We start from the raw sequence: 20,486 nt of genomic DNA, 5'->3' as shown, positions 1-20,486 counted from the left end.
ATGTACGTACATTAATTGTATGTTTGTTGTTGTGGCTTGCTACCTAGATGCTTTTGGCAGAAGTAGTGCCTAGGCCGTGGAAGTTTTACCGGAAGTTGTAGTCGTTAGTTGATCAATGAATTATGGAAATTGGAATAGATAGTTTCGCCGCCGCTTTGCTGGATAATGGTACTGGCAAAACCCCCAGCGGGGTAGAGGCCATGAGCGAGCTGCTCGACCGGATTGAGTGGGCCGACCAAGTAGGCCTTGATGTATTTGGCATGGGCGAGCATCACCGCCCGGAGTATCTTGATTCGGCCCCCGCCGTTATTCTGGCCGCGGCAGCTGCGCGTACCAAGCGCATCCGCCTTACCAGCGCCGTTACGGTGCTAAGCGCCGCCGACCCGGTGCGGGTATTTCAGGAATATGCTACCCTGGACTTGATTTCGCAGGGTCGGGCCGAAATGGTGGTAGGCCGTGGCTCCTCCATTGAGGCATTCCCGCTGTTCGGGTTCGATCTGGATGACTACGACAAGCTGTTCGCCGAAAAGCTGGAGCTGTTGCTGCAAGTGCGCGACCAGGAGCAGGTGCATTGGTCGGGAAAATTTCGGCCGGCTCTTACGGGGCAGGGGATTTACCCCCGGCCAGTGCAGCCACAACTGCCTATCTGGCTGGGCGTAGGCGGCACGCCGCAGTCGTTTGCACGTGCTGGCATGCTAGGCCTGCCCTTAATGGTGGCCATTATTGGCGGCGACACCCACCGTTTTCGGCCCCTGATAGATCTGTATCGGGAGGCGGGCCGCCGGGCTGGGTTCGCGCCAGAGCAGCTGAAAGTAGGCCTACACTCGCTCGGCTACGTGGCCGAAACCACGCAACAGGCGCAGGAAGAGTTCTTTCCGGGGTACGCCCGCACCTTCACGAGCCGGGCGCGGGAACGGGGCGGCTCACCCGTCACGCGTGCCCATTTCGATATGCAGGCCGGGCCACTAGGGGCTTTGTTGGTGGGTAGCCCCGAGGAAGTAGCTGCTAAAATCTTGCGGCACAGCGAGGCGTTGGGCGGGGTTTCGCGCGTGACGTTTCAGCAGGATGTTGCCACCTTGCCACACTCGAAAATCATGCGGTCCATTGAGCTGCTCGGTACCCGTGTCGCACCGCTCTTGCACGCAGTTGGCTAACTCCAAGAGTTGCCAGTGAGGCTTCAGTTGCTGTAATGAATAAAGGGTATAGATAGCGTGCATTTAGACCGTCATGCTGAGCGGAGTCGAAGCATCTCTACCTCTGGCTAACTACTGGCCTAGAACTGCTACAAAGCGGTAGAGATGCTTCGACTCCGTTCAGCATGACGGTTTAGCGTATTCAACAGTTGAATAACGCCTGGCCTAGCGGTGCTTAACAGCTTGTAGCATTTGGCGTAGTTCGGAGGCTGTGTACACCCGGCCGCGCGTAATCACGGTATTGATTTGGCGCAGGTTACGGATATTTTCCAGCGGATTCTGATCTAGTAGCACGAGGTCAGCATCTTTGCCCTTGCGGATGGTGCCGGAGTGCTGGTCGGCTTTCAGGAACCGGGCCCCATTGATGGTAGCAGTTTGTAGGGCTTGGGCTGGCGTAAGGCCGGCTTGCACCATGAGTTCCAGCTCGCCCAGCAGGGAGGTGCCGGGGTAAACGTAGGAATTGGATGCGCCGCTATCGGAGCCGGCCAGCATCGTCACACCGGCCTTTTGCATAGCCGGAACCAGGGTCATGAACTTTGCGCCTAGCTGTTTATTGAAGGCCCGGGTGACGGCTGATTGTCGGCGGGCGCCGTTCAAGCGTCCGGCATAAGTCGCCTGAATTTTGGGGTCGATGTAGGCGAGTAGCGTGTCGCGGGAGTGGTCGGTTTCGGGGAGTTCGGCCAGCAGCTTCTGAATGTAGAGCGTGGGTACCACGGCCGTCTTGTTTTTGACCAGCGTGCGGTAGATGCTTGCTTCGGCGCCAGCATCGAAAGTGCGATAAATGGCCGGCAGCACGGCAAACAGGCCTAGGGGCTTGGCCGTGCCCAAGCTGCGCTGCACTGCCGTTGTGATGCTGTCTTCCTTACTGGAGCACGCCTTGAATACGTAATACAGATGCTCGGAGGCATCCAGTCCCCGATCCGACGCTTCACGAAGCGTGGCGGTGTAGGGCATATGGCCCGTGGTCAGCATGCCGCGCTTTTCGGCTGAGGAAACGGTGTTGAGGAAAGCGTCTCGCGAAATCGTGCTTTCATAAATCTTGACATAATCGACCTTCAATGCCTGTAAGGAGTCAAGCGCCTTGTCGATATCTGCTTGGTTTTCTACTGCCAAAGAGCCGGCCCAAGTGGGTTTCGGACCATCTATTTTTGGGCCAGAGGTGAAGATGGTAGGCCCCGCGAGCTGCCCGGCCCGTATCTGTTTGCGCCACTCAAAAACGGCTGGGGTCAGGTCGCCGCCCGCGTCGCGGACCGTGGTGATGCCGTGAGCCAGGTAGAGCGGCAGCAGGTTGCGGTTGGCCGTAATGAGCGAGTCGCCGCCCCGGAAGTGCACGTGCATATCCCAAAGGCCCGGAATCAGGTATTTGCCCTGGGCATCAAGAGTCTGCTTAGCTGACAACGTGCGTCCGCCAGACTTTTCCAGCCGCTGGATTTGCCCGTTCGTGATGCCTAGGGTTTGGTTCTCTCGAACCTGCCCGGTTTCCACATCCACCACATTGGCGTGGATGATAACGAGGTCGTAGGCCTGTTGGGGCGGTTGCGTGGCGCAACCTGCCAGGATGGGGAAGGAGCAGGCAAGTAAGCGGGAGAGGAGATTCATAAACCGGTGATATCTGAAGACTGGAAGTTAGAACGTAGCTCCCCTCCTCAGATGAGGAGGGGCTGGGGGTGGTTGAAGTGACCTAGAACGACCTATACTTGAATGTCAATCCGAGGGAAGTTGAGGAATGACCGGCTGGGTAAACAACGATTGTCAACCACCCCCAACCCCTCCTCATCTGAGGAGGGGAGCTACGTTCTTTTTTCTAAACTGAAGCCAGGCTCACTTCAACAACGCCGCCAGTTGCTGCACCAGCACCGTTCCGCTCATCCAGGTCATGACTAGTACTACTAGGCCTCCGAATAGCGCGAGCCACAGCGGGTGGCGGTACGTGGTGCCGACGACGCTGGGGCGGTAGGCCGCGACGAGCAGGGTGCCTAGGGTGATGGGCAGGATAAACCCGTTCAGGGCCCCAGCCCATACGAGTAGGCTTACGGGTTTGCCAATCGTGACAAAGACTAGGGTGGAGAGGACTATGAACCCGATAATCCAGCGGTTTTCGTGCGCCGCTACGCTGGGTACCATCGACTTCAGAAAGGAGATGGAAGTATAGGCCGAGCCAATGATGGACGTAATAGCCGCCGCAAACATCACCACGCCAAACAGTTTGTAGCCCACCTGGCCTGCCGCCAGCTGAAATACCGACGCAGGCGGGTTTTCAGTACCAATAGCCAAGCCCCGGCTCACAACGCCCAGCGTGGCCAGAAACAAAAACACCCGAATCAGGGAGGCGACGGAAACGCCCATGATGGCGCTTTGCGTCACCTGGGGCAGTGCCGAGGGGCCTTTGATGCCGGCATCGAGCAGGCGGTGGCCTCCAGAAAACGTGATGTAGCCGCCCACGGTGCCGCCCACTAGGGTAATGATGGCAGTAAGGTCGATGCGCGATGGCGCGATGGTGCGCAAGGCTGCTTCGGCTACGGGTGGGTGCGTCGTGACAGCTACGTAAATGATTATCAGAATCATTACTAGCCCCATAAGCTGCGCAAAACGGTCCATGACTGGGCCGGCCTCGCGCACCAGAAAGATGGCAATGGACATAGCCGCAGCCAGCACAGCGCAGAATGTAACGGGTAGGCCTGTGAGCACTTGTAGGCCTAAGCCTGCACCGCCCACGTTACCGATGTTGAACGCTAGGCCACCTAGTACAATAAGCGCCGAAATAAAGCCGCCGAGGCCCGGCAGTACGCGGTTGGCAATATCTGGAGCCCGCATTTCCGACACGGCTATAACCCGCCAAATATTGAGCTGAACCCCAATATCAATGAGAATTGAGGTGAGAATCACAAAGCCGAAGCTGGCCCCCAGTGATTGAGTGAAAACAGTAGTTTGGGTCAGGAAGCCGGGGCCAACGGCCGAGGTAGCCATCAGGAAGGCTGCCCCAATCAGGACGCCCCAGTTGCGCGCCGGCCTCACGCGGAAACCGGCTGATGAGCCCGCACCGCAATACCTTCCTCGCGTAGCGCGGCCCGAATCTGCTGGGCAAACTCCAGGGCGTGGGCGCCGTCGCCGTGCAGGCACACGGTATCCGCCTGAATGGTTACTTCCTCGCCGGAAAGGGCCCTCACCCGACTTTCTTTCACCATGCGCACCACCTGCGCAATGGAAGCGGAGGCTTCCGTAATCAGGGCGTTGGGCTGGCGGCGCGGCGTGAGCGTGCCATTGGGTTGATAGGTGCGGTCGGCGAAAACCTCGTGGGCAACGGACAAGCCTAGCTTCTGTCCGGCACCGATGAGGGAACTACCGGCCAGCCCGTAGAGACAGGCTTCGGGCTGTACGCGATACACGGCTTCGGCAATGGCTTCGGCAAGGCCAGTGTTCACGGCGGCCATATTGTAGAGCGCGCCGTGGGGTTTTACGTGGTGCACAGTGCCGCCCTCCGCCCGCACGAAAGCCGCTAGGGCACCCAGTTGGTACACCATCATATCGTAGGCCTCTTCCGGAGAAATAGCCATTTCGCGGCGGCCAAACCCCACCAGGTCGGGTAGGCCAGGGTGGGCGCCGATGGCGACGCCGTGCTGCAGGGCCAGGCGCACGGTGCGCTTCATGACGGCCGGGTCGCCGGCGTGGTAGCCGCAGGCAATGTTGGCGGAGGTGACAAACGGCAGGATGGCTTCGTCGTGGCCCAAGGAGTAGGCGCCGAAGCTTTCCCCCATGTCGCAGTTCAGGTCGACGGAGTAGGGTGGGTTCATCGAAAGTGAAATAGGGCAAGGCCCCGTTGGAGTTGCTGAAGAGCTTGTTCCTGGTGCAGATACCAGTATTGGGCATCAGAAAGGCTGATTTCCTGAAAGCGCAGACGTCCGCCGGGCGGCACCTGGGCAAGGCGGGGCAAGTCGGCTGTCATCACCTGCGCCAGGCGCGGATAGCCGCCCGTGGTTTGATGGTCGGCCATGAGCACGATAGGCTCACCGGAGGCCGGGACCTGCACCGTGCCGAAGGTAACGGCCGTTGAGAGAATTTCCAGCTCGGTTTGCAGCTGCAGAACCGGGCCCGCCAGCCGGAAACCCATGCGGTCGGAATTCGGTGTTACAGTGAATTCTTCCTGCCAAAAGGCCTGCTGACTTTCCTCCGTGAACAGCGCGTATTCGGGCCCGCGCATGGCCCGGATGAGTGGACTGTTGCTGGGTACGGGCGTGAGTTGCGGGTCAGGATACCAGGTGCTGGCGGCCCAGTCTTGGCCGGAGGAGTGGCCTAGCAGCTGCTGATGAAGGCGTTTTCCGGCAGGAGTTGGGCCGGGGGCGGGCAGTACGTCGCCGGCGCGCAAAGCCCGTCCTTCTAGGCCACCAATGCCCGCCCGCAAGTAGGTCGACTGACTTCCTAGCACTGCCGGTACCTCAAACCCGCCCGACACGGCCAGGTAGGCGCGGCAGCCCATCCGCGCCGAGCCAAATGCCAGCTCACAGCCGCGCCTCACGGCTACTGGGCGGTTGAGCGGTACGGGCTTACCATCAAGCTTGGCCGACAGGTTTGCCCCCGTGAGAGCTATCAGGTGGTCGGCTTCGAATCGGATTTTGGGCCCGAGCAGCGTGATTTCCAGCGCCGCCGCACCGCCTTGGTTGCCGACCAGTAGGTTGGCCACCCGCAGCGCGCGCGCATCCATGGGGCCACTCACTATGACGCCCACCTGCTGATAACCGAAGCGGCCGGCATCTTGCAGGGTAGTAAGCAGGCCGGGGCGAAGAATGCTACAACTCATACTGCTGGTATTGCTCCGCTGAGATGGATACAAACCGCAGCCGCTGGCCTGCATGGAGCAGGCTCGGCGAAGCTGCTTCGGGCGTGAACAGCCGCAGCGGCGTGCGCCCGATCAGCTGCCAGCCGCCTGGCGTAGGCAACGAGTATACGCCCGTTTGGCCGCCGGCAATTCCCACCGAACCGGCCGGCACGTGGGCGCGCGGCTGGGTTTTGCGGGGCGTAGTCAGCTGCTCATTCATGCCACCCAAGTACGGGAAACCTGGTGCAAAGCCAATCATATACACCAGGTAGTCGGGCGCAGTGTGCAGGGCAATGACCTCGGCGGGCGCTAGGCCAGTGTGGCGGGCTACTAGCTCCAGATCGGGCCCAAACCGTCCGCCATAGCACACCGGAATTTCTACTACATCAGTTGCTGCCTCAGTAGCCGCTGTGGGTACTTTCTGGAGCAACTGCTGCAGGGCGCTGGCCACGCTTTTGTAGGGGTCTTGCTGTCCGGCCCGGCTGACCACCCACGGGTCGTAGTACACGGTGAGGGTGGTGAAGGCCGGCACATATTCCAGAAAGCCCGAAAACGGATGGTGCTCCAGGTAGTGGCCTAGGGCCTGAATGGTGCGGTGCGTGGCCTCCTCGATGGTAGTGCCAAACTGCAGCACAATGGCGGCATCGCCGAGCGGGTACAGCTGCATGGGTGGCTGCTCTGAGTTTCTCCGCAAAGGCTGGGCCATCGGCTGGTTTGCTTTACCTTGGGTCTTCGACCTGATGGAATTTTCTGGAATGAAGCTTCAATATACTACTAGTGTGCGCACAAGCGCGCTGCTGCTTGCCCTAGGCCTGTTGTCCTGCTCTAAAAAGCTCCTGTTTCCTGATGCCTCCCCGCCCGCGGTGCCGGTAGCCGTGGTGCCTGGCGTAAGCCAGCAACTGGCGGAAGACCGTGCCCGCCGCCTTTCCCGCCTGGGCTACGACCTACAGCTATTCGTGCCGGCGCGCAAAGACCAGCCTATTGCGGCCACTGAAACCGTCCGCTTTCACCTCACGGATGCCAGCCAACCCGTGCAGCTCGATTTTAAGGAGCAGGCCGACCATCTGAAAAGCTTGAAGGTGAACGGCAAACCAGTAACGATTGACTTCCGGCAGGAGCACTTGGTGCTACCCTCCACAAGCCTAAAAATCGGCCCGAACGAAGTTCAGATTGAGTTTACGGCCGGCAATCAGAGCCTCAACCGCAACGAGGATTTCCTCTACACGCTGCTCGTGCCCGACCGCGCCCGCACCGTGTTTCCGGTCTTCGACCAGCCTAATCTGAAGGCATCCTTTCAGCTCACGCTCACGATGCCGCCCGAGTGGCAGGCCTTAGCCAACGGCCCGCTGCTCGATTCCACCACCACGGCCACGAGCAAAACCCTGCGATTCGCGCCTTCGGATACCATCAGCACCTACTTGTTCTCGTTTGCGGCGGGGAAGTTTACGCGAGTTTCGCGCACATTGGCGGGCCGGGAGATGCAGTTTCTGCACCGGGAAACCGACCAGGATAAATTGCGCCTGAGCTTGGACCCCATCTTCCAGATTCATGCCGACGCGCTGAAGTTTCTGCAGGACTACACCGCCATTCCGTACCCGTTCCGCAAGTTCGATTTCGTGGCCCTGCCCGATTTCCAGTACGGCGGCATGGAGCACGTGGGCGCCATCGACTACAAGGCCAGCACGCTGTTTCTGGATGAAGGCGCTACCCAGGACCAGAAAATCAGTCGGTCTAACCTGATTGCCCACGAAACCGCCCACATGTGGTTCGGCGACCTAGTGACCATGCAGTGGTTTAACGACGTGTGGATGAAGGAGGTGTTTGCCAACTTCATGGCCGACAAAATCACGCAGGTGGCCGTAGCTAATTCCAACTACGACCTCAAGTTCGTTATCGACCACTATCCCGCGGCCTACGGCGTCGACCGCACCACCGGGGCCAACCCCATCCGGCAGGAGCTGGAAAACCTGAAGGATGCTGGCTCGCTCTACGGCAACATCATCTACCACAAAGCGCCCATTATGATGCGGCAGCTGGAGCGCCTGATGGGAGAGGAGCCCTTCCGCCTAGGCCTGCAGGAGTACCTCAAAAAGTACAGCTTCGGCAACGCCACTTGGCCCGACCTCATCCAGATCCTCGACGCCCGCACCCCCGCCGACCTACAGGCCTGGAACCAGGTATGGGTAAACCAGCCCGGCCGCCCCATCTTCGACTACGACCTGAAAACCAGCAACGGCAAGATTGCCAGCCTACAGCTCACCCAGCAAGCCGAGGACAAGTCGGATAGGCTGTGGCCCCAACTCTTCGAGGTGCTGCTGGTGTATCCTGGCGGCCAGGTAAAGGAGCTGACCGTGAACATGAACCAGCGCCAGGTTTCGCTACCGCAGGCGGAAGGAGAAGCCGCGCCAGCGTTTATTCTGTTTAACTCCACGGGCCTGGGCTACGGCGTTTTTCCGCTTGATAAGCAGCTGACGACTGGCCTAGGCCAGTTGCAGAACCCCGTGGCCCGCGCTTCGGCCTACATAAACCTCTACGAAAACATGCTCAATGGCCGCAGCATTGCGCCACGGCAGTTGCTGGAGGTGTATCGGCAGGCGCTGCCGAAGGAGAAAGAAGAGCTGAATATCAAGCTGCTGACCGGACAGCTCACGGACATCTACTGGAAGCTGCAGAAGCCGGCGGATCGTCTGGCGCTGGCGCCTACGCTGGAGAAGGAGCTGTGGCAAAACATGCAACAGAACCCAGCCTCCAACTCCAAAAAGCTGCTGTTCAAAGCGTATCAGTCGGTAGCCCTGAGCAATGAAGCCCAAACGCGCCTCTACCAGATCTGGGATAAGCAGCAGGCCCCCGCGGGCGTAAAACTGACCGAGGACGACTACACCGCCCTTGCCCTGGCCCTAGCCGTCCGCGACTACCCCGCCGCCACGCCCATCTTGCCCAAGCAGCTCACCCGTATCCAGAACCCCGACCGCAAAAAGCGCATGGAGTTCCTGATGCCGGCTCTCTCGCCCGACGTACAAACCCGCGACGCCTTTTTTGCCTCGCTCTCTGACGAGAAGAACCGCGAAAAAGAAGCCTGGGTAACGGCAGCCCTGGCCTACCTGCACCACCCGCTGCGGGCCACTACTTCCGAAAAGTACCTGCCCCAAAGCCTGGCCCTGCTCGAAGAAATTCAGCAAACCGGCGACATTTTCTTTCCCGCTTCCTGGCTGCAGTCCACGCTGGGTTCCTACCAAACGCCCACCGCCGCCCGCACCGTCCGCGACTTTCTGGCGGCGCACCCGAACTACAATCCGAAGCTACGCGCCAAGCTCCTGCAAGCCGCCGATGATGTTTTCCGGGCCGAGAAGCTGATGATGTAAGTACAGGCCAGACAGGGTATGGTAGGCTGTATAGCCCCATCATAAAAGGATAGTCATGCTGCGCTTGCCGAAGCATCTCGCTCGAATCGTTCATGGAGGAACTAGCCCACTATCAGCACGCGAGATGCTTTGACAAGCGTAGCTTGTCTTTCTGATTTGCAGGATATTCTTGCATAGGCAGCATGCGCACACTAGGTAAAAATCTAGGAGCAGGCTGGCGGGTAGTGGCGGGTTTTTTGAGCAGGAGCCTGGACGGTTACGCTGGTAAAGGGACCTAGTGGCTGAGTAGTAGTTGGCCATCAGATTATGGATTCACCCTTGCGCAATAAATTTTAATAAAATGCTTATATTAAACTCTGTACTTTATTATGGCTAACGTGTATTATCTGGGGCAAAGCTAGCGGGAAAGAGAGGCTTTGTGTGGCGGGCTTTGTGTGCGCTCGATGACTGATTCAGGGACTGTTGTTCTCCTCATCGTGTAGGCCATGAAACCACTACAACTTCTTTCGCTCGTCTTTTTTTATCTGGTAGGTGCGCTGCCTATGCTGGCGCAATCAAAGTGGCAATGGGCCGATGCCCAACCCTTCACGGTGCAAGCGGTAGCAACTGATTTGGCCGGTAATGCCTACGTTACGGGGCAGTTCAGCGGAACCATTACCGTGGGCAAAACACGCCTAACGGCCACCAGTACCACCACTGATTTGCTGGTGGCTAGGTTTAGTCCGCAAGGCAAACCCGAGTGGGTGACTACTCTGGGCGCAACGCCCGTAGTAACGGGAACGAGTAGCAGCGTGACCGGCATCGATATCAGCGTTCATCCGCTGTCCGGCGAGTCGTATGTGCTAGGAGGGTATATCGGCAACATTAGCAGCCTGCCCGGCGGATCGGCTGCCGTTAATTTCACGGACCGCATTGTAATTCTTAAGCTTTCAGCCGATGGGGCTATCCGCTGGGGTGTTCGGGCCGGAAATGAGTTTGTGCCAACGCTCGGCTCGGCTATTGCCTCTGACTTGCAGGGCAACTCTTACGTAACCGGCATCTGCAATGGGGGCTTTGTGCTGGATGATGGCACCCGCGTACAGAGCAGCAACCGTAGCTTATATGTGCTCGCGCTAAACAATGCTGGCCAGTACCGGTGGAGCCTAGGCGCGCGAAGCACCCTAAGCTCAGCAGGAATTGACATCGGGGCAGATGCCCGCAACGGGGTGTATATGCTGGGGCGCTATTTTGGTCCGCTTACCGTGGGCAGCAACGTATTGCCCAGCTCGGCCGGTGGCAACTGCTTACTAGCTAAGCTCAGCCAGCAAACCGGGGCAGTCCGCTGGATTACGACCGGTACAACCGACGGCGTTAGCTCCTTGGCGGCAGATGCGCTGGGCAATAGCTACGTTGCGGGAAGCTTCAGGGGCACCATTGGTGTTGGGACGAGCACGCTCACGGCCGGTACCGGCACGGAAGGGTTTGTGGCCCGGTTTACTTCCTCCGGGGCCGTAACATGGCTTCGCTCCATAGGCCAGGTGGTTCCGTTTACCACCCAGGCAGTAGGTAACCTTTCGCCGGTGCCGCTGCTGCAGGGCGCTGTGGTGGGCCTCACGCGCCCACCCGGCGAAGCGGCTGTGGTGGTCCTACAGCCTACTGGTGCTGTAGCCTGGGAGGAAAATGCCGATGGAACGAGCTCCAGCAAAGCGCTGGCCGTAGCACCCGGGCCCAGCCTGCAGCACCTGCGGATTTTCCTGGGAGGCACGCTAACAAACCAGGTGGCTTTTGGTCCCCATCGGGTGAAGGCCAACGGCACCACCAGCTTTCTGGCCGTGCTTTCCAATAAGCTGAACCGGCGTAGTATCGATTGGAATGTGTTTAGCCTGTTCCCGAACCCGGTGCGCGACGTGCTGACCCTACGGTTGCCGGCGCTGCCCGCTACCCAGCTGCAGCTGCTGAACCTCCACGGCCGCGTTGTCCGGACGATGCAACTGGCCGAATCCACCGCGCCGGCAACCCAGCTCTTGGAGGTGCGTGACCTGCCTAGTGGCCTGTACCTGCTGCGTCTCTCAACCACCGACGAAACCATTACCCGACAGATTCAGATACGCTAAGCGTAACTCAGGCCTACTGATAGCACTAGCCCTCCGGCACCTGTAAACCGCCGAGGAGCTCCTGTTGTCGGTAGGCCAGCCGGTTTGAATCGGTTTCTATGCCAGGTGTCAATAAGTTCAAGGCCTAATTAGACCTAGATCAGAGCGGGAACTCCGCATGGCAGTTGGGGCAGGTGTGCAGGGTAGTACCCGCGTAATAGAGCCGTTTCCACCAGGCCGGGTGTGCCACGGGCGTAGGTTCCGGGGTGCCGCAGGTGGGGCAGCGCAGGGGGGCGGCCGTGGTGCGATGCCGCTCAAACGCATCCACCACATCCTGGGCGGTGGGCGCATCGACTTCTTCAATCAGCAGTTGGTAATACAGGCCGTCGCCGAACGGAAAGGAGGGTGGGCCACAGGTTTTTACCAGTGCATCTACCTCCACCTCAAGCAGCAGGTTGTACAGCGCTACCGCTTCAGCATACGTCAGGAATTGGGCGGCGGGAACCAGCATAACGTCAAAAATACGGGTTGGCGGCCAAGCATCCCCGCGTTTGGCTGCATGGGGGCTGGCATCTGTGGCCAGCGCTTCTTATCTTCTGGGCATGATGGAAGTAGCTCAACTTAAGCAGGAGCTCGTGCCGTTGGTGCCGTACTGTCTGCCCCTGATTCTGGCCTCAGTGGCGCTGGAGTGGTACCTAACGCGCCATGATGACCACCGCCACTACGATGCCCCCGATTTCTGGGCGTCGTTTGGTATTGGGGTGGGTAATATGGGGCTGAGTCTGGGGCTGAAAACCGGCATTCTGGCCTTCGGGCTGTTCTTCTGCAACCTGGCCCTGTGGCGCCTTCCGGCCAGCTGGTGGGCCTGGGTAATGGGCTATCTGGCCGTTGATTTCTGCAATTACGTGGCACACTACCTGGCCCACAAGCAGCGTATCTGGTGGGCTACGCACGTTACGCACCATTCCTCTGAGCACCTGAACCTGTCCACGGCCTTCCGCAGCTCCTGGACCCAGCACTTCAAAATCATTTTCTTTATTCCGGCTTGGCTGACAGGCATTCCGCCGGTGATTCTGTTTACCTGCTACGAAATCAACCTGCTGTATCAGTTCTGGATTCATACCGAATCTGTGGGCCGGCTGCCGCGCTGGTTTGAGTTTGTATTCGTGACGCCCTCGCACCACCGTGTGCACCACGGCCACAACCCCCAATACCTCGATAAAAACTTTGGTACCAGCCTTATTCTTTGGGACCGGTTGTTTGGCACCTTTCAGCCGGAAGAGGAACGGCCCCGCTACGGTCTCACCAAGCCCATAACCTCACACAACATCCTCTACCTCAACTTTCATGAGTGGCGCGACCTATGGCATGATGTGCGCCACGCCCGCAGTTTCCAGGCGCGGTGGCGCCTGCTGTTCGGGCCACCTTAGTTGAAGCGGTTTCCTGTGGGAGCTAGTTCCTGGTAGTAATATCTGATGCAGTTGTCAGCAGTTTGCGTGGGTGTAGGGGCTAGTGCGTGGTGCCAAGTGCCAAGCTATGGGCCCGGCTCCTTTACCGCTTGCGGCGCACCGGCGTAGCCAACCGGCTGCGGAGCTTAAGGATGTACCACAATAAGCCGGCGCAGAGTACGGCCAGGCCGGCGGCCAGCAGCTCGCGGCTGGTGCGGGCGGCAGTGGCGTCATCTGCTACGGCTTGCAACTCTTGCAGCTTTTTGGCGCGTTGCTTCTCGCGCAGCTCCAGGTTGCTGATTTGGTTTTCCAGGTCGTAGAAGCGCTGGCGGGTGCTGGTTTGGTCGGTTTGTGCCACGGTTACCTGTTGCTTGGCCTGCTGGTTTTCGGCCACCACGCTGGCCGTGCGGCGCAGGGTGGCATCCTGCACGGCGCGCACAATTTCGGTGTCTTTCCGGATGATGCCTTTCAGGGCATCCACCACTTCCTGCAAATCTTTTTTGCTGGCCTTGTTGCCGAAGAGGCTGTTGCGCTGGGAGTTGGCTTCTTCATATTGCCGCACCATCAGTTCCCGCTCTTTAATCAGGCGGGGCAGTGGGTCATTCTGGGTGGGTGCAGGAGTTTGGGCCAGGGCGCTACCACAGGAAAGGGCGAAAAGAAGGGGCAGGAAGCGTTTCGTCATAGGGCAAAGTAACGACGAAGGAAGCTGCGTAGTTTACCCGGCCAGTTTCATGGCACCTCTTCAGCTACTTTGCCTAACCGCTTTTGGGGTTGCGGGGCTCATTTCCTAGGTCGCTTAACCGCCCAAAGCCGGCACCGGCTGCCTGATTTCCTTGGGCTTGTGGCGGTAGAAATACAGAATCAGAATGGGCAGCAACGTCAGCTCAGCTACTACCCCGAACAGGAGCGTAAGGCCGATGAGCAAGCCCACGTAAAATGTGCCGTCAAAAGAAGAGAAAATCAGCGTAGAGAAGCCGCCCACCAAAATCAGGGACGTGACAATAACCGCTTTGCCCGCCATAAGGTAGGTTTTGCGCACCGCCTTGAACAAGCTGGGCTCATCGAGCAACACTAGCTTCAGTTTGCTGATGAAGTGGATGGTGTCATCCACGGCAATACCAAAGGCAATGGTGAAAATGATGCTGGTGCTCACCTTCATGCTCACACCGGCCGCCCCCATCACGCCCGCCACAATCAGGATGGGCACCAGGTTGGGCACCAGCACTACCAGCGTCATGCGCACCGAGCGGAACAGGAGCAATACAATAAGCGTGACCATCACAATATCGATGCTCATGCCCGTAATCATGTTCAGGGTGAGGTTTTCGTTGTTTTTATCGATGAGGTTGGCCGAGCCGGTGAGCCTAGTCCGCAGCACGGTGCTGTCGACCTCCGCACGCAGGAAACGGCGCAAATCGGCATTCAGTTTATCGGCCCGGATGCTGCCTACGTCGGGCATGCGGCCCGTGAGGCGGCCCTCGGTACCATCGGGCAGGGCCAGCGCCCGGAACTCCGGTTTCTTGCGAAACAGCTTGACTTTGCGCGTGAGGCGGGCCAGCTCGGCTTCCGAGTCGGGGAGGCGGTATTCTTCCAGCAGGCCCCCGTTCAAGGCTTTGCGCACCGATTTGATGATGGTAACCGGCGAGGCCACGAAGTTCAGGCCGTAAGTAGTTTGCAGGTAACCTTCTATTTTCTCGGTCTGACGGAGCACATCCAGGCTGTAAATACCGCGCCCGGCGCCCGGCTTCAGGTCCAGCTCAAATGGCCGCACCCCAGCAAACTGGCGCTCGAAAAACTTGAAATCCAGCTTTACCGGGTCGTTTTGCGAGAGGTCATCGAGTAGGGCCGAGTTGATGCGAATGCGCGAGGCCGAAGCCACCGACAGCACCAGTACTAGGGCGCTGATGGCTACTACCCAGTGGCGGCGGGCCAGCACCGTCCGGAATAGGCGGCCCAGCACGCCGTCCCAGCTGTGGCCCTGTTCGCGCGGCACCCGCAGCTGGGGCTTGCGCAGCAGCACCAGCATGGCCGGCAGCAGCGTAAACGAAAGCACAAACGTGAGCAGCACCGCTACCCCCGTAAACAGCCCGAAGTTGTAAATCGGCCGGATGGTGCTTGTCATCAGGGTAAAGAAACCGATGCTGGTAGTAAGCGCCGAAAGCCCCGAGCCAAACCCCGATTCCTTGAGCGCAATCAGCAACGAATCCTTTTTGCTGGCACCGTAGCCTAGCTCCGTGACGTAGCGCGTGATGATGTGAATGGTATCAGACATGCCCACCACAAACAGCATCACGGGCAGCAGGGCCGTCATGAGGTCAATGCTGATACCAAAAGCCGACATCACGCCCAGCCCCCACAAAATGGAGCCCAGCACCACCACCAGCGGCAGCACCACGCCCCACCACGTCCGGAACGTCAGCCACAGCAGCCCCGTCACGAGCACCACGGAAAGGCTCATAAACACCATCAGCTCCATCTGAAGCCGGTCGACGAATACGGATTGGGCCACCATTTTGCCGGCGAGGTGGTACTGGTTGTCGGCAAAGCCTTGCCTAGTAAGCTCCGTGCGTACAGCGGCCAGTAAGGAGTCGCCGGGCGGTTTGCTGAGGTTGGGCGAGGTCTGGAACAAGATGGTGGCCGCCCGCGCATCCTTGGAAATCAGGTTGCCCACCAGGCCCGGCGTACGGTACACCAGCACGGAGTCCTGAGCGCGGCGACTGGGGTCCTGGGGGTGCAGGTACGGAATGTTGAACACCCCCAACCCTTCCACCACGGGGTTGGTGGCATTCGTTGGCGACGATACCTGCGTTACGTGCGGCCGGCCCTGAATAAAGCGCGTCAGCGAATCAACTTTGGTTAGGAAGCTGGGCTCGAACACCGTCTGGCCAGCCGGAGCTTCGAGGCCCAGCAGCACGTAGTCGTTGTCGTTGCCGAAGCGCCCGGAGTACTGCAGGTAGTAGTCCAGGTCGGGGTCGCCGGCAGGGTAGAAGTCGTTGAAGTTGTAATTGAAGCGCAGCTGCGCCACGAAAAACACGGCTAGGCCCGTGAGCAGGCCAAGGGCAAGAAGGGTAAGATGAGCGAGTTTGCGGAGGGGCATAGGAAAGTATGGAGCGCCGCCTAAAAGAGGCAGGAGCCGTGGCAGCTCAGAGGGGAGAATAGGAGCTGGGCGGTTTGTGGTGTGAGGCAGGCTAGTACCTACGCCAAATTTTCTACCTTAGAGGCGGTGGCCCTAGGTAGCAAACTGCCGTCAAGCCAACCGCCATTTTCCCGCTTTTGTTTCTTTCACCTTCTGATTCTCTACGCATGAAAAACGCACTGCTTGCCCTCGCCCTGTTTGCCTTTGCTGGTTCGGCCGTTGCCCACGATGGCACGAAGGATGGCAAAGCCAAAAAAAGCAAGAAAGAAGCCTGCACCACCGAGATGAAAGCTACCTGCGCCAAAACGGGGGCTTCTGCCGGTACCCCGTCGTGCTGCATGAAGAAGGATACCAAAACCGCGGCCGTAACGCCAACTCCGGTAGCTACGCCGGTTAAGTCGCTATAGAATTAGTAGCAAGATGCGGTGGTATCAGGTAGTACTTCTGTTACTTCCGTTAGGTAGTAGGCAGGCCTTGGCGCAAACACAGTTCAACCGCTGGCAAGCGCAGCCGGTTGCTACGCCAAGGCCTGCCTATTCATCTGCGCAGCGCGGCGCTTCCATCGTGCGAGCAAAGGCTGTGCAGGATTCTGTTGCTGCTCTCCAGCGGCAGCGGCAAGACTCCCTGCGTATTGCGGCTGTAGCTGATAAAATGCCGCTCTTACAACGAGGACTTGGTCAACGTATCAAAGACAAGAAGGTACTAGCTGAAGATACTAGGTACTCTGGGTATGTGAGGCCGTTGCTCAACTATCCTGTGGAGGCTTTACGTGCCCAAACAGAGGGCGACATAACCTTCAAGCTTTTACTTGATGCTACGGGAAAGGTAGTGCGTATGCACCTGGTGGAAAGCACTATTCCGCCCGGTGCCGTTGGTGAAACTAGTATGGTTCAGCAAGCCCGCTTGATATTGCGACAGCTTCGATTTGAACCAGCTACCACTACTTCGGAAGAGGAATTTACTATCGGCTATAAGATTCAATAGGCCAGGAAAATAGAATAGCCCTACAGTGAGTCATGCTTTTTAGAAAGTCATGCTTGGGTCAGCGTCTGCTTATTGAGATAATGTAAATAGCATCATAATAATACATTACCTCAATTAATGCCCATTATCGAAGTAGAAACCACAATTGAGGCCCCGCCACACATCTGTTTTCAGTTGGCGCTAAGTGTGGATCTGCACGCTATGTCAACGCACAAAACCAAGGAAGAAATAGTGGGTGGTGTGCGCAGCGGTATATTGAAACTCGAAGATTCTGTCACGTTCCGGGCTAGGCACTTTGGGGTGTGGCAGACACTTACCAGCCGGGTCACGGAGCTGAAGGCGCCGCATTATTTCCTGGATGTGATGCAGCAAGGAGCCTTTAAACGCATGCGCCACGAACATCATTTTACGTGGAACGGCTCGGCCACCGTGATGCGCGACGTTTTTGAGTTTGAGTCGCCACTAGGGTGGCTGGGCCAGCTAACTGACGCGCTAGTGCTGAAGCGTTACCTGCGAGGCTTTCTGCAAGCGCGTTGTGCGGTACTGAAACACTATGCCGAAACGGACGCCGGAAAGCAGTTTCTGCCAAACGAACAGTAAAAGATTCGCTCTGCTTGGGTCCTAGAGGCCAGCTTTCCTTACTTTTGAGCTTGTTCAGGTTAGCCTTCCTCTCATGATCCAGTACCACACCCTTCTGCAGCATATCCTCGACCATGGCACCCAGAAAACCGACCGCACCGGCACCGGAACGCTCTCGGTGTTTGGCTACCAGATGCGCTTTAATCTGCAGGAAGGCTTTCCATTGGTCACTACCAAGAAGGTGCATCTGAAAAGCATCATTTACGAGTTGCTCTGGTTTCTGCGTGGCGATACCAACATTGCGTACCTCAAGGAGCACGGCGTGAGCATTTGGGATGAGTGGGCCGATGCCAACGGCGAGCTGGGCCCTGTGTACGGCAAGCAATGGCGCGCCTGGACCGGCCCCGACGGACAGACCATCGACCAGATCAGCGACATTGTGCGCCAGCTGCGCGAAACGCCCGACTCGCGCCGCATTGTGCTCTCAGCCTGGAACGTGGCCGATTTGCCCCAGATGAAGTTGCAGCCTTGCCATGCCCTAGTGCAGTTTTATGTGGCCGATGGCAAGCTTAGCTGCCAGCTCTACCAGCGCTCCGCCGATGTGTTCTTGGGGGTGCCCTTCAATATTGCCAGCTACGCGCTGCTGACGCTTATGATGGCGCAAGTAGTAGGCCTAGAGCCCGGCGAGTTCATCTGGACCGGCGGCGACACCCACCTGTACAGCAACCACCTTGAGCAGGCCCGCACCCAGCTCGCGCGCCAGGTGCGCCCGCTGCCCCAAATGCGCCTCAATGCCGATGTAAAGGATATTTTCGGCTTTCAGTTTGATGACCTTACGCTGGAAAACTATGACCCATGGCCTGCTATTAAGGCGCCGGTTGCGGTGTAAAGTGGACCTAGCCGGATGGAAGATTTTCTAGAGGATGCCTTTGCCGATGCAATAGGAGGCGGTATTTTCCGCCTAGTTGGTACAGTGCTAAAGTACCTGTTTCTATTTGTCGTGTCGCCGTACCTACTGCTGCGTGGGTGGCTGCGTGTGCGGCCGCACTCCGCTGGTATAGGGGAGTTGTGGCCGCAGGGAAAACAGGCGGCGGCGCACGATATGCAGTATGTGCTATCGGTGGTAGTGGCCTTGCCTTTGGTCACTTTCCTTGTTTTTGCAATTTGGGAAGGAGTGAAGGCTTTGCTTACCTAAGTTGCCTAGTGCTGCGCAAAAGCCGTCTTCTCGTTTGGTGTCAGCTGATGTGCCAGCTGAAAATTGGATTTGGTTCTGTGGAGCACCTAGTTGCTGAGAACAGGGATGCAGCCTGTATTTTCGCTATGTAGCAGCTCAATATTCTCTATTAGGTAATTTATTTTAAAATGTAAAAGGCTTTTAGTGAGTTATATATAGCTTTGCAAGATGGCTATGAAATTGTATTTCAGAAATATTTGAGAAAAAATATACTTATTGTATAAGCTGTTTACTGACGAGCTTACGTACGAAGATTATGAATGAAACATTTACTAGTATTCCCATTTTCATCAAAGCCACAACATTAACTCGTCAACAGCGGGTCTGGGTAGCATTATATTCCTTGAACTGTGCCGGTGCCGGTGCCAATAGGAGTGACGTATTGCTACAGAACAGCATCACGGAGGCGGATATGGCCGAGTTTTCAGATAGTTGGCTGCAGTTTCGCTCCCGGGTGAGTATGCTATAAGCACCTACCTGAAAATAAAAATAGTTATAGCTGTATAATAAAATACAATTTTGCAGTTACTTCGCAGTCACGTTTATGACTGCGGTATCCTGTTTGTATGTCCCTGCTTCTGTTTCGCCAGCGCTGAGCCGACGTCAACGGGTTTGGATTGCTTTGTATTCTCTCGACGCCGGCCATCGGGACCGGGCGTCAGTGTTGTGCCAAAACAATGTTACGGAGGCCGATATAGCCGAATTTGAAGAAAGCTGGCTGCAGATGCGTTGCCGACTTCCCAGCGGGCGGGTATAATCCCAGCGTGGCTCTAGGAATTCTTTTCAGCAGCCCGCAGCTGCACTAGCAGCGGATGCGTTTCGGAGTTAAAGCGCACACTGCCCAGCTGTTGCACTGCGCGCAGTCCAGCAATATTGGCCGTAAATACGGCTTCAGCCGCCAGTAGGTCTCCGGGTTGATATAGGCCTTCCTGCCACTTGATACCTAGTTGGAGGGCATGGGTGCGCAAGTGCGCCAGCCGGGTTCCGGCTACGCAGCCGGTTGCTTCGGAGGGCGTGTAAATGGTCCCGTTCTGAAGCCAGGCAATAGCGGCCGCAACTGCTTCGGCCACATGGCCTTGGCCGGAGAGCAATACAACTTCATCAAGGCCACGCTGTTCCCGCTCGCGGGCTGCCAGTACATAGGTAAGCGCATTCGGCCCTTTACAAAAGGAAACAGCGGAGGCGTGTGTGCGCACGGTTTGGGCAAAATCGGCGGTACGAATGCTGGTCTCAAGCGCCTGAAAGGGCTGCGCAGTAGCCAGCCACTCACAAGCATCCGTAGTGGGGGTGTATAAGCCACCGCCGCTGCGCCAAAGCTGCACACGCAGCCGTCGTGCTACGGCTGGTGGTGCTTCTGGAGCGGTTGCGGCGGCCAGAGGGGCTAGGGTAGCGGTGAGCGTAGCTTCCGTTGCTAGGGTCGCGGGCAGCACCAGGCCCAGCGCAGCGGCGGCCCGCTGCATGCGCCGCACATGGTGCCGCCCATACCGAATGCTGCCATCCTGCCACACCAGCGTTTCAAAAAAACCGTCGTTGAAAAACAGCCCCCGGTTCGGGAGTGTCAATGAAAAGTCGGAAGCAGAAACGAGAATGCCGTTGGATAGGAGCACGAAAGCAAAAGTAAGCGCCACGATGAACGCCAAACCAGAAAAAAGAAGGAGCTACTCG

The 20,486-nt window shown here is 57.9% G+C and carries 18 protein-coding genes; 9 read left to right on the top strand and 9 right to left on the bottom strand.

The annotated features are described in order from the left end of the window. The first annotated feature begins 122 nt into the window (after positions 1-122). Positions 123-1,154 carry an LLM class flavin-dependent oxidoreductase gene (locus ACYVGU_RS07345; protein WP_460621509.1) on the top strand — a complete coding sequence of 344 codons (1,032 nt, stop codon included), beginning with the start codon at positions 123-125 and terminating at the stop codon, positions 1,152-1,154. 204 nt (positions 1,155-1,358) lie between these two features. Here ACYVGU_RS07345 and ACYVGU_RS07340 read toward each other — a convergent pair whose 3' ends face one another. The 5 genes from ACYVGU_RS07340 to pxpB all read right to left on the bottom strand — a co-directional run bounded on the left by ACYVGU_RS07340 (position 1,359) and on the right by pxpB (position 6,673). Continuing rightward, complete coding sequence (locus ACYVGU_RS07340) at positions 1,359-2,792, bottom strand: amidohydrolase family protein (protein ID WP_460621508.1); 1,434 nt, start codon at positions 2,790-2,792, stop codon at positions 1,359-1,361. A gap of 222 nt (positions 2,793-3,014) precedes the next feature. Further along, the gene (locus tag ACYVGU_RS07335) at positions 3,015-4,208 is read right to left on the bottom strand and encodes an NRAMP family divalent metal transporter (protein ID WP_460621507.1); all 1,194 of its coding nucleotides are present in this window, start codon (positions 4,206-4,208) and stop codon (positions 3,015-3,017) included. After that, a complete protein-coding gene (locus ACYVGU_RS07330; protein WP_460621506.1) occupies positions 4,205-4,984 on the bottom strand; it encodes a LamB/YcsF family protein in 780 nt (259 codons plus the stop codon). The genes ACYVGU_RS07335 and ACYVGU_RS07330 overlap by 4 nt, the downstream gene beginning before the upstream one ends. Further along, entirely contained in the window at positions 4,981-5,988 is a 1,008-nt protein-coding gene (locus tag ACYVGU_RS07325; RefSeq protein WP_460621505.1) for a 5-oxoprolinase subunit C family protein, read from the bottom strand. Before ACYVGU_RS07325 ends, ACYVGU_RS07330 begins: the two co-directional genes overlap by 4 nt. Then, positions 5,978-6,673 (bottom strand): 5-oxoprolinase subunit B family protein, encoded by a 696-nt coding sequence (pxpB, locus tag ACYVGU_RS07320; protein ID WP_460621504.1) that lies wholly within the window; start codon positions 6,671-6,673, stop codon positions 5,978-5,980. The genes ACYVGU_RS07325 and pxpB overlap by 11 nt, the downstream gene beginning before the upstream one ends. An 88-nt stretch (positions 6,674-6,761) precedes the next feature. Here pxpB and ACYVGU_RS07315 point away from each other — a divergent pair, with 88 nt between their 5' ends. Next, positions 6,762-9,368 (top strand): M1 family metallopeptidase, encoded by a 2,607-nt coding sequence (locus ACYVGU_RS07315; RefSeq protein WP_460621503.1) that lies wholly within the window; start codon positions 6,762-6,764, stop codon positions 9,366-9,368. A 485-nt stretch (positions 9,369-9,853) separates the two neighbouring features. Continuing rightward, complete coding sequence (locus tag ACYVGU_RS07310) at positions 9,854-11,461, top strand: T9SS type A sorting domain-containing protein (RefSeq protein WP_460621502.1); 1,608 nt, start codon at positions 9,854-9,856, stop codon at positions 11,459-11,461. 139 nt (positions 11,462-11,600) lie between these two features. On the opposite strand, the gene ACYVGU_RS07305 is transcribed toward ACYVGU_RS07310, so the two are convergent. Next, a complete protein-coding gene (locus ACYVGU_RS07305) occupies positions 11,601-11,951 on the bottom strand; it encodes a hypothetical protein (RefSeq protein WP_460621501.1) in 351 nt (116 codons plus the stop codon). Positions 11,952-12,042: 91 nt separating this feature from the next. Between ACYVGU_RS07305 and ACYVGU_RS07300 the strand changes: the two genes are divergently transcribed. Beyond that, entirely contained in the window at positions 12,043-12,870 is an 828-nt protein-coding gene (locus ACYVGU_RS07300; protein ID WP_460621500.1) for a sterol desaturase family protein, read from the top strand. Positions 12,871-12,991: 121 nt separating this feature from the next. Here the strand turns inward: ACYVGU_RS07300 and ACYVGU_RS07295 are convergent, their stop codons facing one another. Next, on the bottom strand, positions 12,992-13,570 hold the full coding sequence (locus ACYVGU_RS07295) for a hypothetical protein (RefSeq protein WP_460611746.1): 579 nt from the start codon (positions 13,568-13,570) through the stop codon (positions 12,992-12,994). Positions 13,571-13,684: 114 nt separating this feature from the next. Further along, positions 13,685-15,985: an efflux RND transporter permease subunit gene (locus ACYVGU_RS07290; protein ID WP_460621499.1), complete on the bottom strand. Its 2,301-nt coding sequence runs from the start codon at positions 15,983-15,985 to the stop codon at positions 13,685-13,687. Positions 15,986-16,191: 206 nt separating this feature from the next. Between ACYVGU_RS07290 and ACYVGU_RS07285 the strand changes: the two genes are divergently transcribed. The 5 genes from ACYVGU_RS07285 to ACYVGU_RS07265 all read left to right on the top strand — a co-directional run bounded on the left by ACYVGU_RS07285 (position 16,192) and on the right by ACYVGU_RS07265 (position 18,782). Next, complete coding sequence (locus ACYVGU_RS07285) at positions 16,192-16,431, top strand: hypothetical protein (RefSeq protein ID WP_460621498.1); 240 nt, start codon at positions 16,192-16,194, stop codon at positions 16,429-16,431. Between the two features lie 67 nt (positions 16,432-16,498). Next, a complete protein-coding gene (locus ACYVGU_RS07280) occupies positions 16,499-17,008 on the top strand; it encodes an energy transducer TonB (protein WP_460621497.1) in 510 nt (169 codons plus the stop codon). 117 nt (positions 17,009-17,125) lie between these two features. Then, positions 17,126-17,608: an SRPBCC family protein gene (locus ACYVGU_RS07275; protein ID WP_460621496.1), complete on the top strand. Its 483-nt coding sequence runs from the start codon at positions 17,126-17,128 to the stop codon at positions 17,606-17,608. A gap of 73 nt (positions 17,609-17,681) precedes the next feature. Further along, positions 17,682-18,476, top strand: a complete 795-nt coding sequence (locus tag ACYVGU_RS07270; RefSeq protein WP_460621495.1) for a thymidylate synthase — start codon at positions 17,682-17,684, stop codon at positions 18,474-18,476. 15 nt (positions 18,477-18,491) lie between these two features. Further along, positions 18,492-18,782 (top strand): hypothetical protein, encoded by a 291-nt coding sequence (locus ACYVGU_RS07265; RefSeq protein ID WP_460621494.1) that lies wholly within the window; start codon positions 18,492-18,494, stop codon positions 18,780-18,782. Positions 18,783-19,591: 809 nt separating this feature from the next. Here the strand turns inward: ACYVGU_RS07265 and ACYVGU_RS07260 are convergent. Next, a complete protein-coding gene (locus ACYVGU_RS07260) occupies positions 19,592-20,428 on the bottom strand; it encodes an aminotransferase class IV (RefSeq protein ID WP_460621493.1) in 837 nt (278 codons plus the stop codon). Positions 20,429-20,486: the final 58 nt, after the last annotated feature.

The organism is Hymenobacter tenuis, from assembly GCF_054780495.1.
The sequence above is the reverse complement of the archived record's forward strand: the minus strand, read 5'-3'. Positions and strand labels throughout refer to the sequence as shown.

What these genes read in the sequence shown, in the direction of transcription:
- ACYVGU_RS07345 (WP_460621509.1), top strand. Translation starts at nt 123, where the DNA reads ATGGAAATTGGAATAGATAGTTTCGCCGCCGCTTTGCTGGATAATGGT.
- ACYVGU_RS07340 (WP_460621508.1), bottom strand. Translation starts at nt 2,792, where the DNA reads ATGAATCTCCTCTCCCGCTTACTTGCCTGCTCCTTCCCCATCCTGGCA.
- ACYVGU_RS07330 (WP_460621506.1), bottom strand. Translation starts at nt 4,984, where the DNA reads ATGAACCCACCCTACTCCGTCGACCTGAACTGCGACATGGGGGAAAGC.
- ACYVGU_RS07325 (WP_460621505.1), bottom strand. Translation starts at nt 5,988, where the DNA reads ATGAGTTGTAGCATTCTTCGCCCCGGCCTGCTTACTACCCTGCAAGAT.
- pxpB (WP_460621504.1), bottom strand. Translation starts at nt 6,673, where the DNA reads ATGCAGCTGTACCCGCTCGGCGATGCCGCCATTGTGCTGCAGTTTGGC.
- ACYVGU_RS07315 (WP_460621503.1), top strand. Translation starts at nt 6,762, where the DNA reads ATGAAGCTTCAATATACTACTAGTGTGCGCACAAGCGCGCTGCTGCTT.
- ACYVGU_RS07310 (WP_460621502.1), top strand. Translation starts at nt 9,854, where the DNA reads ATGAAACCACTACAACTTCTTTCGCTCGTCTTTTTTTATCTGGTAGGT.
- ACYVGU_RS07305 (WP_460621501.1), bottom strand. Translation starts at nt 11,951, where the DNA reads ATGCTGGTTCCCGCCGCCCAATTCCTGACGTATGCTGAAGCGGTAGCG.
- ACYVGU_RS07300 (WP_460621500.1), top strand. Translation starts at nt 12,043, where the DNA reads ATGATGGAAGTAGCTCAACTTAAGCAGGAGCTCGTGCCGTTGGTGCCG.
- ACYVGU_RS07295 (WP_460611746.1), bottom strand. Translation starts at nt 13,570, where the DNA reads ATGACGAAACGCTTCCTGCCCCTTCTTTTCGCCCTTTCCTGTGGTAGC.
- ACYVGU_RS07290 (WP_460621499.1), bottom strand. Translation starts at nt 15,985, where the DNA reads ATGCCCCTCCGCAAACTCGCTCATCTTACCCTTCTTGCCCTTGGCCTG.
- ACYVGU_RS07285 (WP_460621498.1), top strand. Translation starts at nt 16,192, where the DNA reads ATGAAAAACGCACTGCTTGCCCTCGCCCTGTTTGCCTTTGCTGGTTCG.
- ACYVGU_RS07275 (WP_460621496.1), top strand. Translation starts at nt 17,126, where the DNA reads ATGCCCATTATCGAAGTAGAAACCACAATTGAGGCCCCGCCACACATC.
- ACYVGU_RS07270 (WP_460621495.1), top strand. Translation starts at nt 17,682, where the DNA reads ATGATCCAGTACCACACCCTTCTGCAGCATATCCTCGACCATGGCACC.
- ACYVGU_RS07265 (WP_460621494.1), top strand. Translation starts at nt 18,492, where the DNA reads ATGGAAGATTTTCTAGAGGATGCCTTTGCCGATGCAATAGGAGGCGGT.